The following is a 19,409-nucleotide window of genomic DNA, read 5'->3' as shown; positions in this document are numbered from 1 at the left end:
TTAATCGCTTGTGGTTCTTTTACAGATTGACGCTTTTTAAATGAAAACGTTGCTTAAATAAGTTCTTCAGACCGCTCTTTATTTACTTTTTCTGAAATTACATGCCCATCTTTCAGGTTAATAATCCGGTTAGAGAAGCTTGCATCATGCGAAGAGTGGGTCACCATCACAATGGTAGTCCCTTGTTCATTCAGTTCGCAAAGCAATTCCATGACTTCATTTCCATGAGAACTGTCCAGATTACCCGTAGGCTCATCTGCCAGTACTAATTTTGGTTTAGTAACTAATGCCCTTGCAACGGCAACACGCTGCTGCTGACCTCCGGATAACTGCTGCGGAAAATGACCGCTCCGGTTCACAATATTCATTCTTTCGATCATCTCATTAACCAGACGTTTACGTTCAGGCGCAGCAACTTTATTATAGATCAGCGGCAATTCTATGTTTTCAAACACAGTCAGTTCATCAATCAGATTGAAGTTCTGGAATACAAAGCCCATGTTCCTTTTGCGGAAGTTGGAGCGTTCTTTATCATTCATAGTCAGCAGCTCTGTTTCCAGAAACTTATAACTGCCACTTTCAGGTTTATCCAAAAGCCCCATTACATTCAATAAAGTAGATTTTCCACAACCTGAGGGGCCCATAATAGAGACAAACTCCCCAGCTTTAACGTGCATATTGATTCCGTTCAGCGCGGTTGTTTCTACCTCTTCCGTTTTGTATACTTTTTCCAGGTTCTCAATTTTTATCATGATATGATGATTTATATTTTTATGTCTTTTTACGAATGGATTTTCTAATTATTTGATTAAGCTCTATTGCTATTTGATTACTTACTGACCTCTACAATATCATATTGATTGAACTGATCATAAGAGGAAGTAATCACTTCTTCCTCTTTCTGCAACCCTTCCATGATCTCATAGTACAGGTAATTTTTACGGCCTATTTTTACGTTTCTTTTCTGAGCTTTCCCATTTTTCAGCACAAATACCCACGAACCTCCGGTACTTTGGAAAAACTGTCCCTGTGCCAATAACAGAGATTTACTATTATCTGAAAGCGTAAGTTTTACTTGTAAAGATAATCCTCTTCTTAACTCATCAGGTGATTTCCCTTCAAAAACTAATTCTACCTGGAACTGCCCTGCTGTAACTTCCGGAATTACCTTTCTGACCGTAAGACGATAAGTTTTCCCATTGAACTCACAATTAGCAGATTGCCCTTCCTTTACCCTGTTGATATAATATTCATCTACCCCAGCCTGTAATTTATATCCCTGCATCACATCAATCTTTCCAAGCATCTCATTGGCCGTATAAGATTTACCGATCACAGGATCATAAGAAGATAACCTTCCTGAAACCGGCGCTTTAATGGTCATATTCTCTATATTCTTGCGGATAGTTTCCAAACTCTCATTCATCCTGGTTACAGAAACATCAATTTGCTGTAACTGCATCGTCCTGCTCTGATTTTCCTGTTTAACAGCCTGTTTTAAAATCGCTTTTCTACCTTTATTATACTCATAATCCTGGCTTGAAGTATTAAATTCTTCCCTGGTAATTACTTTATTCAGAAACAGCGCACTATCAATTTTATATTTCCGGCCAGCTGTTCTCAATGTATTTTCGATCACCATCATATCCTGAGCCATTACCCTTTGATTTTGTTCCAGATCCAGGCGCACCTTGCGCAATTGATTAATCTGTTCTATAATACTGGTCTCGCTCGAAGTATAATTAGATAACGCATTTGGATTAGCTATTCTCAAAAGCGGAGTACCTTTAACTACATTAGCTCCATTCTCCGTGAAAATTTCGGCTACCGTTCCCCCTTCCGGAGAACTTACAATTACTGAAGTTAGCGGTACTACACTTGCATTGAGTAAAACCACATCCTCAAAATCACCATATTTAACTTTACTGATCGTCAGTTTATCTGCGTCAGCTTTATACACTTTATTCAATGATAGCTTATATCCATATCCCACCAGTCCGGCCAACAAAAGCCCTCCCGTAAGCATTAATATCTTTTTGGTACTGAATCTCTTTTTTTCGATGATCTTATCCATGATAACTATTGTAATATCTATCTGCCCTTAAGCCAAGGATATGCCAAAGCAACAAAACATATTTAATTCACTAAAAATCAATAACTTAAATCATTTTAACAGAAAAACACCGTTCATTATCGGACACCTGTTGTACAGCAACGGACAATTCCTTTATTTTTGTTCAGCAGCCTTTCAAACTAACCAGATTACAACCCTTAAAGCTGCCTAAAATCTTACAAAATGACAGAAGCAAACGTTTTAGTAATTGACGATGACGATGATATCCTATTAAGTGCAAAGCTCTTTCTGAAGCAGCATTTCAACCAGATTATCACCTGTAAATCTCCAAAGGAGATCAATGTTCTATTGAGCCATAACGAAATAGATATCATCCTGCTGGATATGAACTATCAAAAAGGGGCAAGTAATGGCCGTGAGGGACTTTACTGGTTAGAACACATTCTATCTATTGATAAAGATTATGTAGTCATTCTGATGACTGCCTACGGTAATGTAGAACTCGCTGTACAAGCCATCAAAAAAGGTGCAACAGACTTTATCCTTAAACCCTGGGAAAATGAAAAGCTCTATGCAACGCTTTCTGCTGCCTCTAAATTAAGGCAATCCACTAAAAAAGTCAAAAAACTAGAAAAGATAAACACCTCTATCCAAAGCGATCAGGCGCGTAAATTCGAGCATATCATCGGTACTTCTGAGCCTGTCAAACAGCTGCAAAACACCTTGATCAAAGTAGCCCCAACCGATGCCAACGTACTGATTCTTGGAGAAAACGGTACCGGAAAACAGGTATTCGCCTATGAGCTCCATAAACACTCCCTCAGAAAAAACCATATTTTCATGCATGTCGATTTAGGCTCATTAAATGAAAATCTCTTTGAAAGTGAGCTATTCGGTTACGCCAAGGGTGCATTTACAGATGCCCGCGATGACCGTCCCGGAAGATTCGAGCTTGCCGACAACGGAACCATCTTTCTGGATGAGATTGGTAACCTTTCCCTACCCCTGCAATCCAAACTCCTTACCGTGCTTCAAAACCGGACAGTGACCCGTTTAGGAGAGAGCAAAGACCGTAAAGTAAACGTAAGGTTAATCACTGCAACCAATATGCCTTTGAATGAAATGGTTGCAAAGGGAACCTTCCGTCAGGATCTGCTTTTCCGGATTAACACCGTAGAACTTGAACTTCCTCCCCTGCATAAACGTGCAGAAGACATTATACAGCTCGCTAATCATTTTTTACATATATTTAGTACAAAGTATCATAAAAACATCACCAGCATCACCGAAAAGGCAGAAAAGACCTTATTAAACTATCACTGGCCGGGAAATGTCCGGGAATTACAGCACGTAATTGAGCGCGCTATCATTATGGCAGATGGTAAAGAGGTTACAGAACAGGATTTACAATTAGGTCCACAAAGATTTGGTGGTACCACACCAATGCCGGTAACGCTCGACCTGGAAGAAATGGAGAAAATGATGGTACAAAAGGCTATAGAAAACCACAAAGGAAATATATCCCGTGCAGCAGCCGAGCTTGGCCTGACCCGTGCGGCCCTGTACCGCAGGATAGAAAAATTCGGATTATAGCTTATGTTTTATCAACGTTTCACTTTCAGGCTCCTCCTTAATCTGTTGCTCATCAATTCGCTGGCCTTGCTGCTGGCCTATCTGATACTCAAAACCCAGCTTTGGTTTACCATTGCTGGTGTCTCCTGTATCCTTTTGATCAGTATCATTTCCCTCTACAACTATATCAACCAGATCAGAGCTGATATCAAACGCTTTATACTTGCTGTCAAAACCCGTGACCATACCTTAAACTTCAGAAATAAAAGTACTAAAGGCAGCTTCCCTGACCTCTACAGCTCTTTTGATGATATCATTAAAACCCATAAAGACATCCAGCTGGAACAGGACGCCATGTTTCAACTTATTAAAACCATCCTTCAGCAGGTTCCCGTTGGCGTAATCGTATTAAAAGACGATAACACTACGCCCGATCAAGCTGAGATATCCTTCTTTAATGAAGCCGCAGCAGCCTTACTCAAAGTACCAGCCTATAAATACTGGCATCGCCTGAAACAGCATCTTCCACTTTTCGCCACTGAAATAGAGCGCATAGAAAAAGGTGGCAAGAGGTTCCTCGAATTAAAAATCCAGGACAAACTGATCCAGCTCTCTACCGAAGTCATCCCGATCAACCTCTACAATACCAACTATAGAATTATCTCTTTCCAGAACATCAAAGATGAAATTGAGCAAAAAGAAATAGAAGCATGGAACAGGCTCATCGGTGTAATCTCCCATGAAATCCTAAATTCCATTACCCCGATCAGCTCCCTTTCTGATACTATCAATGCGATGGTCTCGGACAAAGACTCCCTCAACAAAGAAGAGCTTGAAGACCTTAAACCTGCAATCCAGGCCATCAAAAGACGCTCCATCGGCTTACTGGACTTCGTCAAAGACTATCGTTTAATCGCCGAATTGCCGACTCCTGAACTCGAATCCCATAGCATAGGTGAGATCCTGCAACACATCCAGATTCTGATGCAACCCTTTGCCTCTGCAAAAAACGTAAAACTATCAGTAGGACAAACCTCTTCAAAAATCACCGTCAACGTAGACTTAAAATTGGTAGAACAAGCCTTAATCAACCTGATTACTAACAGTATCCATGCCCTGGAAGACATTAACAACCCTCAAATAGAAATAGACTACCGTCTGGAACAAAACAAACTCTTTATCGACGTCACCGATAACGGTAAAGGCATTGAACCCGAACTAGCTGAGAAGATCTTCGTTCCATTCTTCACTACCCGGAAAAATGGTTCAGGTATTGGCTTAACCATCACCCGTAACATCATGAAAATGCACTACGGCAACCTTGAAGTCAGCTCAATACCTCACGAAAAAACCATCTTCTCCCTGGTTTTCAACTATGTTTAAGCGATCCTTTATAAAATAAATCAATAGATTTGTATCCTATGAATACCCTGCAATTACGTATTACTGAAATTTCACAGCTTCCCGGAAACAATGTCTTCATTCAATTCGAACCCGTAAATGGCCTCCCACCAATCTATGAGGCTGGACAATTCCTGACTGTGCTCTTCCAGGTTAATAACAAAGAAATCAGGCGTTCCTACTCCATTTGCAGCTCACCCGCTATTAACGAACCCCTTAGTATTGCAGTAAAACTTGTAGAAAACGGAGAAATCTCTAAATACCTCCACCACAAAACGGCCGTCGGAGATATCCTGACCGTATTGCCACCCACAGGAATTTTCACCTATACCCCTGTCAAAACCATCAAACGTACTGTATTCCTCTTTGCAGCCGGCGTGGGCATTACCCCCGTTTACTCCATCCTGAAAACGGCCCTGCTACAAGAAGAAAACTCAAAAATAGTACTGATCTACAGTAACCGTTCCGCCACCACAACCCTCTTCTACGAAGAACTAAACCAGTGGCAAAAAGACTACCCCGGGCGCTTTAAACTAATCTACCTTTTCAGCGACTCCAAGAACCTGCAATTCGCACGCCTTAACAGCTTCGCATTCCACGACCTCTACAACTCAAACATCCAATACGACCAATCCGACGCTCTATGCTACACCTGCGGGCCCATTGACTACATGGTCATGTGCCGCATTTCCCTGTTAGGCTTAGGCTTTCGTATAGACCAGATAAAAAAAGAAACCTACTTCATCCCCGAAGACGAAGCAGACGATGACGACATGACCGAGAAGGTCATCAAAGACAAAAACACCTATACTGTCATCCTTGAATTCAATAAAAACGTCTACCAACTAGAAGTACCCTGGTATAAAAGAATCCTGGAAGTAGCTCTCGCTCATAACATCAACGTACCCTACAGCTGCGGAGCCGGAATATGCAGCTCCTGCGTAGCCTCCTGCACTGAGGGCGGCGTCAGAATGGACTATAATGAAGTTTTAACCGATGAAGAAATCGCAGCCGGAAGAGTGCTGATCTGTACAGGGCACCCTACCCGGAACAACACTAAAATCGTAATCTAAGCGCTATCTAACTATAATTATTAAGGAATCATATCCATAACAAACACCTAATAGTAATCCATAACGAACATCTAATAGCAATCCTTAACAACATCTAATGGCATCCAAATTCACCTCCTAACCAACAACCACAAGGTTGTGGAATAAGCAATGGCCTTGTAATACTAATCTAACAGTTATCGGGAAGGGTTTAAAATCCGGATCAATAAAAAAAGGTTGAGCAATTTTCTGAGCCTCGGATCCCTCTTCAGGGAACGCAAGCCAGAAAACTGCTCAACCTTTTTTTATTGACCTTCAGGAAAAACCCCTACCCAATCACCGTTCCATCAGTAATTACTGCATCCTTCTTCACAACCACAATACCATCCTTAACCGCATAACACTCAAAGTCTCCATCCTCTAAATGAATCCCCCCATTGATCACAACATCGTTTCCAATCCTGCAATTCTTATCAACGATCGCGTTAAAAATCTTGCACCTGTCCCCGATTCCAATCAGCGGTCTTCCCGCAGCATTTTCCTCCGCAATCTCCGCAAGCGTCTGATACCGGTCACTACCCATAATATAAGTATTCTCTACAGACGTACCATTGCCAATCCTTGACCTGATACCAATCACAGAATGCTTAATCAGGTCCGCATTTAAAATACAACCCTCCGCAATAACCGCTTTCACTAACGAAGTACTTAAAATCTTCGTAGGTGGCAACATCCTTGGCCTGGTGAAAATGCTCTGATTACTATCAAACAAATTGAACTTGGGAATATCATCCGTCAACCCTAAATTTGCCTCAAAGAAAGAGCAGATATTACCAATATCCGTCCAATACCCCTCATACTGAAAACTCAGTACACGCTGTGTCTGTAAAACACGTGGGATAATTTCCTTCCCGAAATCCTTCTCGTCAGGATTCTCAGCAAATATCCTCACCAGTAAATCCCGGTTAAAAATATAGATACCCATTGAAGCCAGGTAATTACGGCCCTCAGCCTGCATTTCCGGCCCGGTATCCGAAGCCCAGTCTACCAATAAATCAGCACTCGGTTTCTCAATAAAAGAAGTAATTATATTTTCTTCATTCGCCTTTAAGATCCCGAAACTCGTTGCATCCTTAGCCGTACTCGGGATCGTTGCTAAAGTAACCTCAGCCCCGCTCTCCTCATGCGCCAATAACATCTCGTTAAAATCCATCTGATACAACTGATCACCTGATAAGATCAGCACATACTCAAAATCATGCTGTAACAAATGGTGCATCGTCTGGCGCACAGCATCAGCCGTTCCCTGAAACCACGTTGGATTATCAGGCGTTTGCTCTGCCGCAAGAATATCCACAAAAGCATCACTGAAGTGGCTAAAATGGTATGTATTTTTAATGTGCTTATTTAAAGATGCCGAATTAAACTGAGTGAGTACAAACATGCGGTGAATACCAGAATTCAGACAATTAGAAATAGGAATGTCTACCAAACGATATTTTCCTGCAATCGGAACTGCGGGCTTGGAACGGGTCTGCGTAAGCGGTGATAATCTGGAGCCCTGGCCACCGCCAAGGATAACTCCTAGTACTTTTTCAGTCATATGATAAATTACATTTGGTACAGATCTATATATTGTTGGGCTGCCTTATCCCAGGAGTGATCCAGCTGCATGGTGAACTTTAAAATCTCCTTTACCTGTTTTTTATTCTGGTAAAGATCATAAGCTCTTCCAATCGCGTGTCCAACATCCTCTATACTTGTTTGGTCATGGCAAATACCAAACCCACCATCACCTATATCCACCACCGTATCTTTCAAACCGCCTATTCTTCTTACAATCGGTACCGTGCCATAACGCAAGGCATACATCTGATTTAACCCGCAAGGCTCTACCCTCGAAGGCATCAATAAGAAGTCTGCTCCTGCATAAATCTGGTGCGATAACGTTTCATTGTAACCGATATAAGCATTATAATTTCCGGGGAACCATTCCTTTAACTCCATCAATTTTCCCTCCACCTCTGGATCACCAGACCCCAGTACAAGAATATTGATATTCCCATAGCTATGCGCTAAAGAATTATGGAAAATTGCAGGTAATAAATCTGCCCCCTTCTCTCCTACCAGCCTGCCAATAAAAGTGAACAGTGGTTTTGCCGGATCTAAATTAAAAACATCACATAAGGCCGCTTTGTTTGCCTTCTTTCCACTTTCTACCGTCCTTATTGTGTAATTTTTAGTTAACATAGGATCCTTCTGCGGATCCCATACCTCATTGTCTATACCATTCAGAATCCCGGCAGATTTTCCCCTTTCACTAGCTAAAAGACTTTCCAGTCCATTCGCATTATAACTGATTTCTTCTAAATAACTTGGAGAAACCGTTGTTACCCGCCACGCACATTTAATAGCTGAAGCGAGTGGATTAATATCTTTTTTCCATTCCAATAAGCCCGATCTCCAAAGATCAAAAGCTGGCAGATAAGCTAACTTATCCCATCCAAATTGCCCCTGGTATTGCGCATTGTGAATAGTTAATATAGTCGGAATATTTCTGAGGTCTTTATACTTCTCACAATTGCCTGTCATAAATGGAACCAGGCCAGTATGATGATCATGACAATGGATCACGTCCGGGCGGTGCTCCCACTGATTGATCCAGTCCAATGCAGCAATCTGGTAAGCAAGAAAACGCTCGGTATCATCCTCATAACCATACACCTTATCACGGTCTGTAAGTCCGGCGATATGCACAAGGTAAAGATCAAAACCAAGTTTATTGGTTTTCTCTCTGAAGATACGAACAGGAAAATGACGGGTTCCAAGATTGCCCCATGAATCATAGACAACTTCAAATTCGTTTTGCAGCAGGAATGAGTTGTTATAGGCCGGCATTACCACCTTGGCATAATGGCCAAGTTTAGTTTGATATTTTGGCAATGCGCCTACCACGTCCCCCAATCCGCCAACTTTAGCTATCGGATAACATTCTGCACTGAGATGAATTATTTCCATAAATTATTGGAGTACTGAGATAAGAGGCTGTTTATAATTTGCTATTAAAATATGAGTTATAACCCAAATAAGCACAGTTTGTTTTTCATTAAATTGTATTATTTTTTTTCAAAGCCTATCAGGCTTATTTTGTTATTGTTAGGATATTTATTTAAATATTTAAACACTTTATGAAAATACCGGAGTAAGTTGAGGTTTTAATTAAATCTTAAATTTATTGTTGATATGGAAATTTACAAAAGATGTTTATCAATCAGCCTGATTTTTTTATTGGGGTGCTGGGGATGTAAAAAGAAAGATGAACCAGTTCAGACTCCTGAAACTATTCCACCTATAGTAGAAGTTGGAACCAGAAAATTAATTCCGGTTCAGCTGGGCAGCGGCAAGTCAAAAATAATCATTACCTATACGCCCCTGTTTGCTATACTGAAGCTCACCCACGAAGACGGTGGAAGTATAGCCATGACTTACGACAAAATGGGTAAACCCGTAGAATTGGAGCGGCTTAAGAATAACGAGACTATTTCTGGTACGAGCTACGAGCTGGATGAAAAAGGCAGGATAATCAAAGGGAACACGTATAAGGTCAAAGGAAATAAGTATACCCAGACCGGATTTTACGAACTGGATTATAACACTAACAATCAAGTCATTAAAGTTAGCTATTTCGATACAAATGAACGAAAGACAGCGGAACAGGAAAAAAAATATAATGAGACAGGCAGTCTGAATTATGAAAAAAGCACGACGACCAGCCTGAATTATGATTATGATCTCAAAAACGGCTTATTTAAACAAAGTAATTATGTATGGTTGCTGCAACTGGAGAAAGAAAACAACCTTTTTCCTTCCGGAATGAACCTCTTTCTCTCGGAACATCATAACATACAGCTTTGCAATGAGCTGCTGAACCCCGGTATGAATCAAAGTTTCGATTACGTTTTTAATAAAGATGGTTATCCCGAAACGATCAATGCAACTATTGAGGGGGTGAAAAGTTCAGTTAAGGTGGTTTATAAAGAACTCTGACAGACTTAAGGGCTGCCGGAATGAATATTAGATCATTCCGGCAGCTCTTTTTATGAAATCTTAGAAATTAAATCCTACAGAGATATACGGCATTGTGCTTTCTTTTGAAAAACCTACCGCTGCCTGGATCAGGATTAAATCTGCCGGAACAATGTAGATTCCACCACCATAACCGTGGTGCCACTGATTGGAAGTCTGTCCCGGTACCCATACACGGCCCACATCATTAAAACCTAAAAGCCCTAATGAACCCGGTACGATATAAGAGGTAAAATCAAACAACTTCAAACGCAGATCGAGGTTGTAATACAACATAGATTTCCCCGTAAAGCGATTGGTATGGAAACCACGAAGATTATGTACCCCACCCAACTGCATTTGCTGGAAAAATTCCGGATCTCCAACCGTTGTCCCTCCACCAAGACGGTTCGCAATCACAAAACCAGATTGTCCGGGGTTCAGGTAATAGCGGAACTCTGATTGTATTTTCCCATAACGTTCATGATCCCCATTAAGCTGCTGGTTAGCCGTAATCCTGGTATTCCAGTACATTCCCTTTTTAGGGATCGAAATATTATCTCTGGAATCATATTTGATTTCAGTAATCAGGCCTGCATAAATACGGTCTGAGAAAACTGATTCTTCCGGGTTACTCTGGTTGAAGTCATTCAGGAACCGGTTTTCATTTCCAGAACGGCTGCTGGTATAGTATTCTGTAGCCAGTCCTCCGCCAATTGTCCATTTATCCACTTTTTTATAAGCCTGAAAATCTGCCGTCAGGTAATCATACCGGTTTCTGTAATAAGACATCCCTTTAGGATCATCTTTGATAAAAGCAGTTTCATTACCCAGGCCAAAAAAGTTACTCAGGTTATTCGGTCCCAGCAGGTTCGCATTGACCTTTAAATTAGTATTTCCAATAGCTTTTTTAAAGTCTCCGGCATAACTTAAGATAAAAGATTTCCGGCCCGTTGAATAATCCACCCAAAACTCCTGATGAGAAGCATAAGGAGTTTTTCTGAAACCCTGTTTCTCTAAAATCAGTCCTGCACCAGCCTGTATTCCCTGGTCAATATTATAATTGACATGAAACAGCGGCCCAAACTGATCAAATACAAAACTTCTTTTATTGTATTGATTTACACTCGTATCTGTTGATAAGCGAAGTTTGGCAACACTAGCAGATGGAATTTCATTCTCTTCATCCGAACGGTCATAGATATACGTATTCGATTTATGGCTCAGCTCCTTTGCAATTTCAAACTTATCATTACCATCTCCACCAATCATCCGGACTTTGATCGGTGATTTCGTTTCTCCGGTAACTTCAAAAATATCGTCCCCTCCCATTCCATATAACCTGATTTCGTGGGTTAGCTTTGGATCAAAAGTGCGATGATATAACTTTCTGCCTGTTTCACCACTCTTTTTAATATTTCTGACCGTCAGTTCTATGTTCCCATTTTTTTTATGCTTCACCTCAAAGTACTCTCTTTTATCAGAAGCAGGAATTTCCACTGTAGCCGCAAGGAAACGATAATAAGTCATTGCATTTTTCTCCAGGTTATCTTTCCTGGCAATCATGATCTGCAAGGTCTGTTCTCCGCCTTGTGCAAAGATATTGGCCGGCATCAATAGCATTGATTTCCGTAAGATGGCAGGCGTCAGCTTTTCCTGCACATATTTAATTTCTTCCTGCCAGTCCTTTTCACTTAATCCGCTCAGGAAATACCTGTCAAAATAACGCTGATAAAAGTTCCATTGGTCAACCGCCCTGATATTTGGTTCATAAGGCTGATGTTTGGCATTCAGCCATTGATGAGAAAGTATCCATGGAAATACACCAGAAGACTTAAAAAACACTTTATCCCGGTCACGCGGAACCGGAACATACTCTTTATCTCCCTTGTCATCTTCCAGTTTCAGCCATCTCCAGTTATCCTCATGTCTGTCCCAATCTCCTACAATAAAATCAAGCAACCTTGCTCTTAATACAAGCTTTTGGTTGAAATAGGTATCATTATCCTCTTCCACTTTGCGCTGTGCCTTTATCGTATTATCACTTTTCTCATAACCAGCAGGCATGCGCTCTTCCAATAGATAAACCGCATTGGCAAAATCCTTTCTGTACTGCCCCAACGCCGGATCATCTCCAACATATACAATTTCGGGATCAGCATGCGGAAGATCAAGCACCTCCGCCAATGGAGGAACGATTAACGCAGAATAAGGGTGACTCGTAGAAATCTGATCCTGTACAATATCTTTTGCAATCGTTGCCCTTAAGTTTTCAGGCAAACCTCTTTCAGAATACTTTTGTACCGTTCTTAATACCCATTCTCTGCCCGAAGCATCCTCTAAACGCATAGAACGGGTCTGCATTCCACCGCCCATTTGCAGGAACTTCATCCCTCCATGTTCTTTCTGCAAATCAACAATCCGCATCTTTACAGGTGTGGCCCATTGTTTACGGTAATTTTCACCTAAAAAGAAACGGTGTGTTTTAGATACGGCATCATATTCAGGAGCAATCGCTACGGTAATAGAATCCTTTGTACGCTGCAACTGTGCATTTGTCAATAATGGGAAACTAAAAAACAGAGTAGTTAATGATACTGTCAGGTTTATTTTATTTTTTCTGGAAATTATGATCATTTAATCTGTTTTTAAACGGCGACTGTTACGCGCAATGCTTTAAGTCCTTCCACACCTTGTAATTCTTCGACTTCCAGCAACTCCACCCCATCGGTCAATAAGCCCTGCTGCTGTAATTTATGGATATAAATCATATATTCATCCGCCTCTGACCCATTAAAATAGACAATTGCAATTTTACCCGGCTGCGTCAAACGCTCTGAGCTTTCTTTGACATGTGCTTTATCAATCCTTTTTTTCACCATCTGGTACCGGATATTGTAACTTCCCTCCACATCAAATCTTTGTTCATCAATACGGAAACTAATGTCAATAATCTTCTCATAAACAAAGATCAGCTGTGTCGTTTCCAAAGGAATTGGCAAGGCCGGCTTCAGCTCATGCGTGAGTTTAGTAATCTCCGCAATAGCTCTCAATTGTCTCAAACGGAAATCGGCAACCAGATCAGCACTGAATTCCCTGTCAGGCGCAATCGAATGCCCAAGGTAAATATCAAACTCAACCCCATCCGTCCTGAATTTCTCAAAATAACAAGGATGTTCCTGTTGCAATTCCGCATTGAACTGATCCAGGTGTTTATTAACTGCCTGGTTAATCGCCTGCATACTCTGCTCATAATTATCCCTGTTTTCAAAGATCTTTCCTCCCTGGCGGGTCAGTTCAAAATATTCATTAATGATGCCTTTAGCTTCAGGATAGATTTCTTTAAGCACATTCAAATACGGAGGAAGCTGGTGTTGCAAATAATCATCAGTTTTCATAATTTCCCGATCAGAGATCTCATCGAAACCCTTATGATCCCAGGAAGATTGCTGTCTTGGAAAATCATCTTCTACAATTTCAGGAATAACAGTTTTCAGATTTCCCAACGCCGTTTCCAGGATCTCAAAATGTGCAAACAAGTCTTTACGGATCATCAGGTTCCGTTCAATACTTGAATTCCTGATATCAATTGCCCCATAAAAAGGATGTACATCTTTAAAATAAACAGGTTCAATAGGAAGGTCTTTCTTCCACCCGCCAGATTGCATATAATTGTAAGCAACCTCGTTGAAACGCCATCCTACAGAAGATTGCAGAGCTGTAAATTTATCTGTTACAATAGCCGTGATCTCATTGTTAAAATCAACAATAATATTCTGGTAAAGCTGTGCAAGCAAAGGAAATGCACTTTCAATTCTGGATAAAGTATTCCCATTAAAAGCAGCACTGTCTTTCGTATAAAGTTCCAGACAGCCAATCAGCCGCGCATTATAATACAACGGAAAAATAGCATAAGACTTAATTCCTGCATCCGCAACCAGCTTCAGCATCGGAAAAGTGGAGTATTCTTCTATATTAATCTCAGGGAAGATCAGTCTGCGGGGATTTGCTACAAAGTCTTCTACAAGTTTAGAATACTCTTCTTCACTGACTCCATTGAGTTTTGCCTGCTGAATAATTATACTTTGAAAACCCTCATGAAAATAAGGTAAGATCTTATCATTCAACTTCAAATAAGGCAATAACCCGAAGGAAATCTGATCACTGCCCACTAAAGACTTCAATGCCGTTGAAATTGAAGCAGTGCTCCATCCTATCTGACATTGGTTATGTGATATAATAGCATTTTTAATAGATTCTAAAGCATATTCTGCGGTAATATCTACTAAGCTTACAATAGAAATCCCTTCCACGCGGAACATTTCCGAAGGCAATAGCGTCATCAGAGTATCCAGGCTATTGGTTTCATCCTGCATATACTCCTTTACATTTTGAAGCGTCAACTCCGGTAAAGGCTTAATACTGCTCACTTCTACAAAGCGGGTATCTATATTTAATTTATAATATTTTAGTAATTGCGTGTCATGGTCAACGATAGATTTAATCACATGCTGATCTGTTCCCAAACTAAAGTTGTAAAACTTTTGCAGTACCAGGTTGTACAGCGTGGTCAGCATCGTCTTTTGCATCTCCTGTTGAGAAGGCAAGGCCAGATCTGTATTCAGCCCTTCTTTTTTATCATCAAGCAGCACTTTATAAAAAGCATTTGTCCCGTAATGAAAGCAAGGGCAAACCGGTTTACTTAAAGCCCAAAGCTGTTCTTTCTCGTCATTAATAATAGGTGATAACGCAGTATAAATCAGTTCATACAAGTGATTGTATTTAGCTACATTGGCAGCAGGAATTGGGTCCATCAATTCTGGAAAAGCAGAAAACTGCTCCAGCAGATAATGATAGAAATTTATTTTGGCTGTCTTTTCTACCTTAATTTTTTCCGTCAGGAAATTAATAAATGGTTTTAAGGAAAGCCGGATATCTGCCTTCATCCCATTTACTTCATCTCCGCACACGTACTTATTAAAGTCAATAGTTATTGCCTGCATTTTTTATTTTCAATTATAAGAGTCATTAATTTAATCAGATTCTCAGGGTTTACGCTTAAACTTTAAAATATTTCCAGAACTCAGTTCATCACCTTCATTAGAAATATACAGGTTCATCTGGTTATCAAAAGCTATTCCTTCTGGCTGGGCAAAAATAGCAGAATTTAACCGGTGTACGCTTTTAACCTTCCAGTCCGGACTGGCCACAACCAAAAGCTTATTCACCGAAGAAAGAATATACCAATCTCCTGAATGCGGATCTTTGGTTAATGCGGAAGCTTTTAATCCGGTTTTCAGGATCTGTCCTGAAGTTACCAGTTCGCTCAGATCCATAGAGAAATTCCCTGAAGCAATCAATTCCTTTTTCGCCGGGTTATAAGTAAAAATAGAACCAGACATCGTCTGGCTTTTTTTATCTCCTTTACAGTTTTTACACAGCAGATAAACCTGGTTGGTTTGCTGATCGGCATAAATACTCTCGTATTCACCATCCGGAAGGATATCGTTCCATTCTTTGACCTTCCGTACTTTCGGCTGAATAGCCTCTGTAAAAGGGAAAGTAAAAAGTGTACCATCACTTCTCAGAATAATGACGGTCTCATTTAAAATTGCCAGATCTTCATAATCTCCCTTTTTACCAAAAACCGCATGCTGCTGTTTTTTATTTCCCCAGGCTTGTCTGTAAAGACGGCCTTCCTCATCCTGTATAGAATAGACGGTATCACTTTTACCTTTATAAAATGCAATTCCAGAGATCTCGTGCAAACTTTCAGGCATGATGAATTTCTCAGGATGATTGAAATCATATCCTTTAGGGCTTGAATAAGATTGTTTTGCAGGCTTACAGGCATAAAAACCGATCAGAATCAGTAGTGGCAAAAGGTAACTCAGCTTTTTAAGAAATGCTTTCATGATGCGTTAAGTTCAATGGTATGTGCAGTAGTCTCTTTCAGAAAACTATAAATAGCCTGCTGAGAGCGGATCTTAACCTCACCAGCACAATAGTTATTTTGCAACTCTTCGTTAAGTTCAACCGCCTGAACAGTATCGTTTAATTGTAAATTTAAGATTTCTATCAGTCTTATTTTTAATTCCTGGTCGTAGATTGGAAAACAGACCTCTATTCTTCCATAAATATTTCTGTTCATCCAGTCGGCCGATCCCATATAAACCTCTTCCGCCCCGTTGTTATGGAAAAGGAAAATCCGGCCATGCTCCAGGTATCTGTCTACAATACGTTTCACCGTAATATTTTCGCTTTGCCCTTCAATTCCCGGGATCAGACAACAGACACTGCGTACAATCAATTGTATTTTTACCCCGGCAGCCGAAGCTTCATAAAGCCTGGAAATTAATATCCGCTCCTCGAGGTTATTCATTTTTATCACGATCCCTGATGGCAATCCTTTTTTGGCATTGCTGATTTCACGGTCTATCAGTGCTATAAATTTCTGCTGTAAATTAAACTGCGCAACCAATAAATGTTCAAAGTTAATCGCGTCTTCAAGCTGCGGTTTTTTCTTTTTCTTGCTCAGGAAACCGAATAACAGTTTCAACTCTCCGAGCATAGCCTGGTTAGCCGTCAATAAAATATGATCCGTATAAAAACGTGCCGTTGACTCATTCAGATTTCCTGTGGCCAGCAGCCCCAGATAATGGCTTTGATCCCTGACTGTTCTTTTAATCAGCGCTACCTTTGCATGTACCTTCAGTTCTTTGTTGCTATAGATAATTTTTACGCCCGCAGCTTTCATCCAGGAAGCCCATTTGATATTATTAGCTTCATCAAATCTGGCTTTCAGCTCTACCATTACAGAAACCTTTTTTCCGTTTTTTGCCGCAGTCATCAGCGCATTGACAATTCTGGAATTATCAGCGACCCGGTAAAGCGTCACATAAATTTCTTCCGTGAAACTATCATTTGCAGCTTCATTGAAGAATCTTAATATCGGATCATAGTTCTGATAAGGCACATGAACCATTAAATCCCTTTTAAAGATTTGTTCAAAGAGCGTTTCTTCCTTTTTCAGCAGCAGGTTTGGCAATGCCGGCCACTTCGGATAGTTTAATTCCGCTTCATGCAACGGGAAATCACTCAGATCCTTCATATTGTGGTAATACCCACCCTCTACAACCGAAGAATTGGCTAAGTTAAGTGCGTAGATAATCTTGTAAAGATGTCTCAGTGGTATCCCAGGCTGACATAAAAACCGCGTAGCTGTACCCAGATCTCTTTTCTTTAACTCCTTTTCCAGCGCAACCGTAATATCTTCATCCAGATCTTCGGTCTCCTCTTTAATATTCATCTCCGCATTCCTGGTGATTTTAATATTAAAAACCCCTTTGATCTCTTCGGCAGGAAAAAGATAGCTCAGGTTATTTCTGATAATATCATCCAGAAAAACAACATACTTCTGATCCTCTTTATTCACTGCATACAATCTCGGTAACGCATCAGAAGGAATAGTGATCAATTCCAGACGTTCAATACCCGCTGCATCCGACAAGATTACAGCCTGGTATAACCTGTTATTCTCAGCAAAGAAACCATCTTCATCCTTCGCTACTGAGAACAACCTGATATAAGCCAGTACCTCATTAAAAAAGATCCGGGATAATTCATCTGTTATGGATTCAGGGATAGCCTCATTGTATAACCAATGTATATCTTTTGCTTTTAAAGCAGGTAAAAGATGGTTTGCCAGTAAATGCCCGAATCTTTGCTGCTGCTGATTGATTAAAAACTGAGCTTTATAATAGTTATTATTTAATCCGGTACTCTCGTCAAAATTATCAATAGCCATCAAAACCGGCATCCTCACCCGGTAAAATTCATCCAGATTGGAAGAATAAATAGACAGAAACCTGATGCGCTCCAATAAAGGGACCTGCTCATTTTCGGCTTCCATCAGCACGCGCTCATTAAAACTTAACCAGCTCAGATCACGGTTAAAAAAGGTATATTCTGTCATTGTATTTTTATAAAGCGACTATTGCACTGGCAATCACAAAGGCAAGAACTGAAGCAATAATACCGAACATAAACACATTATAGGCAATTCTCAGCAACCGGTATTTACGGCCTAAAACCACACCCTGAGAATATAAATCACGGATCAGGCTGCCATAAAGAAAATCTCTGTCTTCCATCATTTTCTGCATTCCGTTCACATAATCAGGCAGCGCCATCCGGTAAAAATTACCAAAAAACAATAAGTTCACCTTTTTTTCATCAATATCCTGCTGGCTAAAAGTTCCCGGAGGTACAGTAGGCCTGGTCGCCAGGATAGAGAATACCATGGTCACCACACAAATAATCAACAATATCAAGGTTGGAATAATCAAATGAGGATTATCTTCCAGTTTACGCAGCAGCACACTTAAAGTAACTGACAGAATGATAGAATTGGTAGAAATCATGATATGCGCTTTATTATCCGCCATATCACTTAACCGCTGATGATTACCAGAAGAGATCCGGAACATAGTTTCTATTCCCTTATCAGGACGGTCACTTTTCTGCTTTTTATCTTTATTTTTTTTCTCCACGACTACTTCGGTATGTTTTTCTGAGATAACCGGGGGCGAATCATGAAGAGCCTCCTCCTTTGCTTTCCCATGTTTATCTTTAAACACTTTTTCTTTCAATTCTTTCAGGTTTAATTCCTTTTTTGCTGACAGTAAATCCCGGCAGTAATCGGTATGGTAATGGTGCATTTCGAAAAGAACAATGGTTTTTGAACGCCACTCCTCTTTATCAATATCTCTTCCCACAAAAGCAATTGCTTCTTTACGGATCAGTTTATTCCTTTCCTTAAAATCTTCACTGCCTAAATGAAAAAGATCGGCATCACACACAATCTCTTCTAACAACCCAACCGGACGCTGCGGCATTTTTGTAGCCAGGATACAATTGGTCACTAAACCTGTTAATTCCGGCTCAGCCCCCTTTGATTCCAGAAATTCCTTAGCCAGTGCCGCCCCGCGCTCTTCATGCCTTTCACAATTGGTCAGGTAACCAATATCATGAAACCATGCAGCTACATTGACTACAAAAAAGTCATGATCCGACAATTGATAATGATTGGCTATTTTAACTACAGCTTTAACAACCTGCTCGGTATGCAACAAGTTGTGGTAAGTTAATCTCTCGTCTTTATTAATGTGAAACAAGTTTGAGACATGCGCTCTGACCTGATCTAGTATATCCAGGTAATTCATCTTATAAATATGGAGGTTTAA

At 40.4% G+C, this 19,409-nt stretch carries 13 protein-coding genes; 4 read left to right on the top strand and 9 right to left on the bottom strand.

Annotated features, from left to right (window positions below):
* Positions 1 to 53: 53 nt before the first annotated feature.
* Together HDE70_RS15100 and HDE70_RS15095 are read right to left on the bottom strand one after the other, a co-directional pair.
* Positions 54 to 752, bottom strand: a complete 699-nt coding sequence (locus tag HDE70_RS15100; protein WP_183867967.1) for an ABC transporter ATP-binding protein — start codon at positions 750 to 752, stop codon at positions 54 to 56.
* Positions 753 to 829: 77 nt separating this feature from the next.
* The gene (locus tag HDE70_RS15095; protein WP_183867966.1) at positions 830 to 2,074 is read right to left on the bottom strand and encodes an efflux RND transporter periplasmic adaptor subunit; all 1,245 of its coding nucleotides are present in this window, start codon (positions 2,072 to 2,074) and stop codon (positions 830 to 832) included.
* 222 nt (positions 2,075 to 2,296) lie between these two features.
* On the opposite strand from HDE70_RS15095, the gene HDE70_RS15090 reads away from it, so the two are divergent.
* The 3 genes from HDE70_RS15090 to HDE70_RS15080 are packed head-to-tail and all read left to right on the top strand — an operon-like array spanning position 2,297 to position 6,120.
* Positions 2,297 to 3,667, top strand: coding sequence for a sigma-54-dependent transcriptional regulator (locus tag HDE70_RS15090; RefSeq protein ID WP_183891131.1), 1,371 nt, complete (start codon positions 2,297 to 2,299; stop codon positions 3,665 to 3,667).
* Between the two features lie 3 nt (positions 3,668 to 3,670).
* Complete coding sequence (locus tag HDE70_RS15085; RefSeq protein WP_183891130.1) at positions 3,671 to 5,029, top strand: sensor histidine kinase; 1,359 nt, start codon at positions 3,671 to 3,673, stop codon at positions 5,027 to 5,029.
* Positions 5,030 to 5,067: 38 nt separating this feature from the next.
* A complete protein-coding gene (locus HDE70_RS15080; protein ID WP_183891129.1) occupies positions 5,068 to 6,120 on the top strand; it encodes a ferredoxin--NADP reductase in 1,053 nt (350 codons plus the stop codon).
* A gap of 307 nt (positions 6,121 to 6,427) precedes the next feature.
* On the opposite strand, the gene HDE70_RS15075 is transcribed toward HDE70_RS15080, so the two are convergent.
* Together HDE70_RS15075 and HDE70_RS15070 are read right to left on the bottom strand one after the other, a co-directional pair.
* The gene (locus HDE70_RS15075) at positions 6,428 to 7,702 is read right to left on the bottom strand and encodes a glucose-1-phosphate adenylyltransferase (protein ID WP_183867962.1); all 1,275 of its coding nucleotides are present in this window, start codon (positions 7,700 to 7,702) and stop codon (positions 6,428 to 6,430) included.
* A gap of 8 nt (positions 7,703 to 7,710) precedes the next feature.
* Positions 7,711 to 9,117, bottom strand: a complete 1,407-nt coding sequence (locus tag HDE70_RS15070; protein WP_183891128.1) for a glycogen synthase — start codon at positions 9,115 to 9,117, stop codon at positions 7,711 to 7,713.
* Positions 9,118 to 9,342: 225 nt separating this feature from the next.
* Between HDE70_RS15070 and HDE70_RS15065 the strand changes: the two genes are divergently transcribed.
* Positions 9,343 to 10,146, top strand: coding sequence for a hypothetical protein (locus tag HDE70_RS15065; RefSeq protein ID WP_183891127.1), 804 nt, complete (start codon positions 9,343 to 9,345; stop codon positions 10,144 to 10,146).
* 60 nt (positions 10,147 to 10,206) lie between these two features.
* On the opposite strand, the gene HDE70_RS15060 is transcribed toward HDE70_RS15065, so the two are convergent.
* From HDE70_RS15060 to HDE70_RS15040, 5 genes are read right to left on the bottom strand one after another with little or no spacing between them, the layout of a single operon-like run.
* Complete coding sequence (locus HDE70_RS15060; protein WP_183891126.1) at positions 10,207 to 12,801, bottom strand: BamA/TamA family outer membrane protein; 2,595 nt, start codon at positions 12,799 to 12,801, stop codon at positions 10,207 to 10,209.
* An 11-nt stretch (positions 12,802 to 12,812) separates the two neighbouring features.
* A complete protein-coding gene (locus tag HDE70_RS15055) occupies positions 12,813 to 15,167 on the bottom strand; it encodes a GAF domain-containing protein (RefSeq protein ID WP_183891125.1) in 2,355 nt (784 codons plus the stop codon).
* Between the two features lie 42 nt (positions 15,168 to 15,209).
* Entirely contained in the window at positions 15,210 to 16,079 is an 870-nt protein-coding gene (locus HDE70_RS15050; RefSeq protein WP_183867957.1) for an SdiA-regulated domain-containing protein, read from the bottom strand.
* Positions 16,076 to 18,139 (bottom strand): polyphosphate kinase 1, encoded by a 2,064-nt coding sequence (gene ppk1, locus HDE70_RS15045; RefSeq protein WP_183891124.1) that lies wholly within the window; start codon positions 18,137 to 18,139, stop codon positions 16,076 to 16,078. The genes HDE70_RS15050 and ppk1 overlap by 4 nt, the downstream gene beginning before the upstream one ends.
* Positions 18,140 to 18,146: 7 nt before the next feature.
* The gene (locus tag HDE70_RS15040; RefSeq protein ID WP_183867955.1) at positions 18,147 to 19,388 is read right to left on the bottom strand and encodes a Pycsar system effector family protein; all 1,242 of its coding nucleotides are present in this window, start codon (positions 19,386 to 19,388) and stop codon (positions 18,147 to 18,149) included.
* Between the last annotated feature and the right edge of the window lie 21 nt (positions 19,389 to 19,409).

Source organism: Pedobacter cryoconitis, assembly GCF_014200595.1.
GTDB classification, from domain to species: Bacteria; Bacteroidota; Bacteroidia; order Sphingobacteriales; family Sphingobacteriaceae; genus Pedobacter; species Pedobacter cryoconitis_C.
This window is presented reverse-complemented; position numbering and strand designations above follow the sequence as displayed.

Excerpts from the sequence above, each read along its gene's own strand:
- HDE70_RS15100 (WP_183867967.1), bottom strand. The coding sequence starts at position 752 with ATGATAAAAATTGAGAACCTGGAAAAAGTATACAAAACGGAAGAGGTA.
- HDE70_RS15095 (WP_183867966.1), bottom strand. The coding sequence starts at position 2,074 with ATGGATAAGATCATCGAAAAAAAGAGATTCAGTACCAAAAAGATATTA.
- HDE70_RS15090 (WP_183891131.1), top strand. The coding sequence starts at position 2,297 with ATGACAGAAGCAAACGTTTTAGTAATTGACGATGACGATGATATCCTA.
- HDE70_RS15085 (WP_183891130.1), top strand. The coding sequence starts at position 3,671 with ATGTTTTATCAACGTTTCACTTTCAGGCTCCTCCTTAATCTGTTGCTC.
- HDE70_RS15080 (WP_183891129.1), top strand. The coding sequence starts at position 5,068 with ATGAATACCCTGCAATTACGTATTACTGAAATTTCACAGCTTCCCGGA.
- HDE70_RS15075 (WP_183867962.1), bottom strand. The coding sequence starts at position 7,702 with ATGACTGAAAAAGTACTAGGAGTTATCCTTGGCGGTGGCCAGGGCTCC.
- HDE70_RS15070 (WP_183891128.1), bottom strand. The coding sequence starts at position 9,117 with ATGGAAATAATTCATCTCAGTGCAGAATGTTATCCGATAGCTAAAGTT.
- HDE70_RS15065 (WP_183891127.1), top strand. The coding sequence starts at position 9,343 with ATGGAAATTTACAAAAGATGTTTATCAATCAGCCTGATTTTTTTATTG.
- HDE70_RS15060 (WP_183891126.1), bottom strand. The coding sequence starts at position 12,801 with ATGATCATAATTTCCAGAAAAAATAAAATAAACCTGACAGTATCATTA.
- HDE70_RS15055 (WP_183891125.1), bottom strand. The coding sequence starts at position 15,167 with ATGCAGGCAATAACTATTGACTTTAATAAGTACGTGTGCGGAGATGAA.
- HDE70_RS15050 (WP_183867957.1), bottom strand. The coding sequence starts at position 16,079 with ATGAAAGCATTTCTTAAAAAGCTGAGTTACCTTTTGCCACTACTGATT.
- ppk1 (WP_183891124.1), bottom strand. The coding sequence starts at position 18,139 with ATGACAGAATATACCTTTTTTAACCGTGATCTGAGCTGGTTAAGTTTT.
- HDE70_RS15040 (WP_183867955.1), bottom strand. The coding sequence starts at position 19,388 with ATGAATTACCTGGATATACTAGATCAGGTCAGAGCGCATGTCTCAAAC.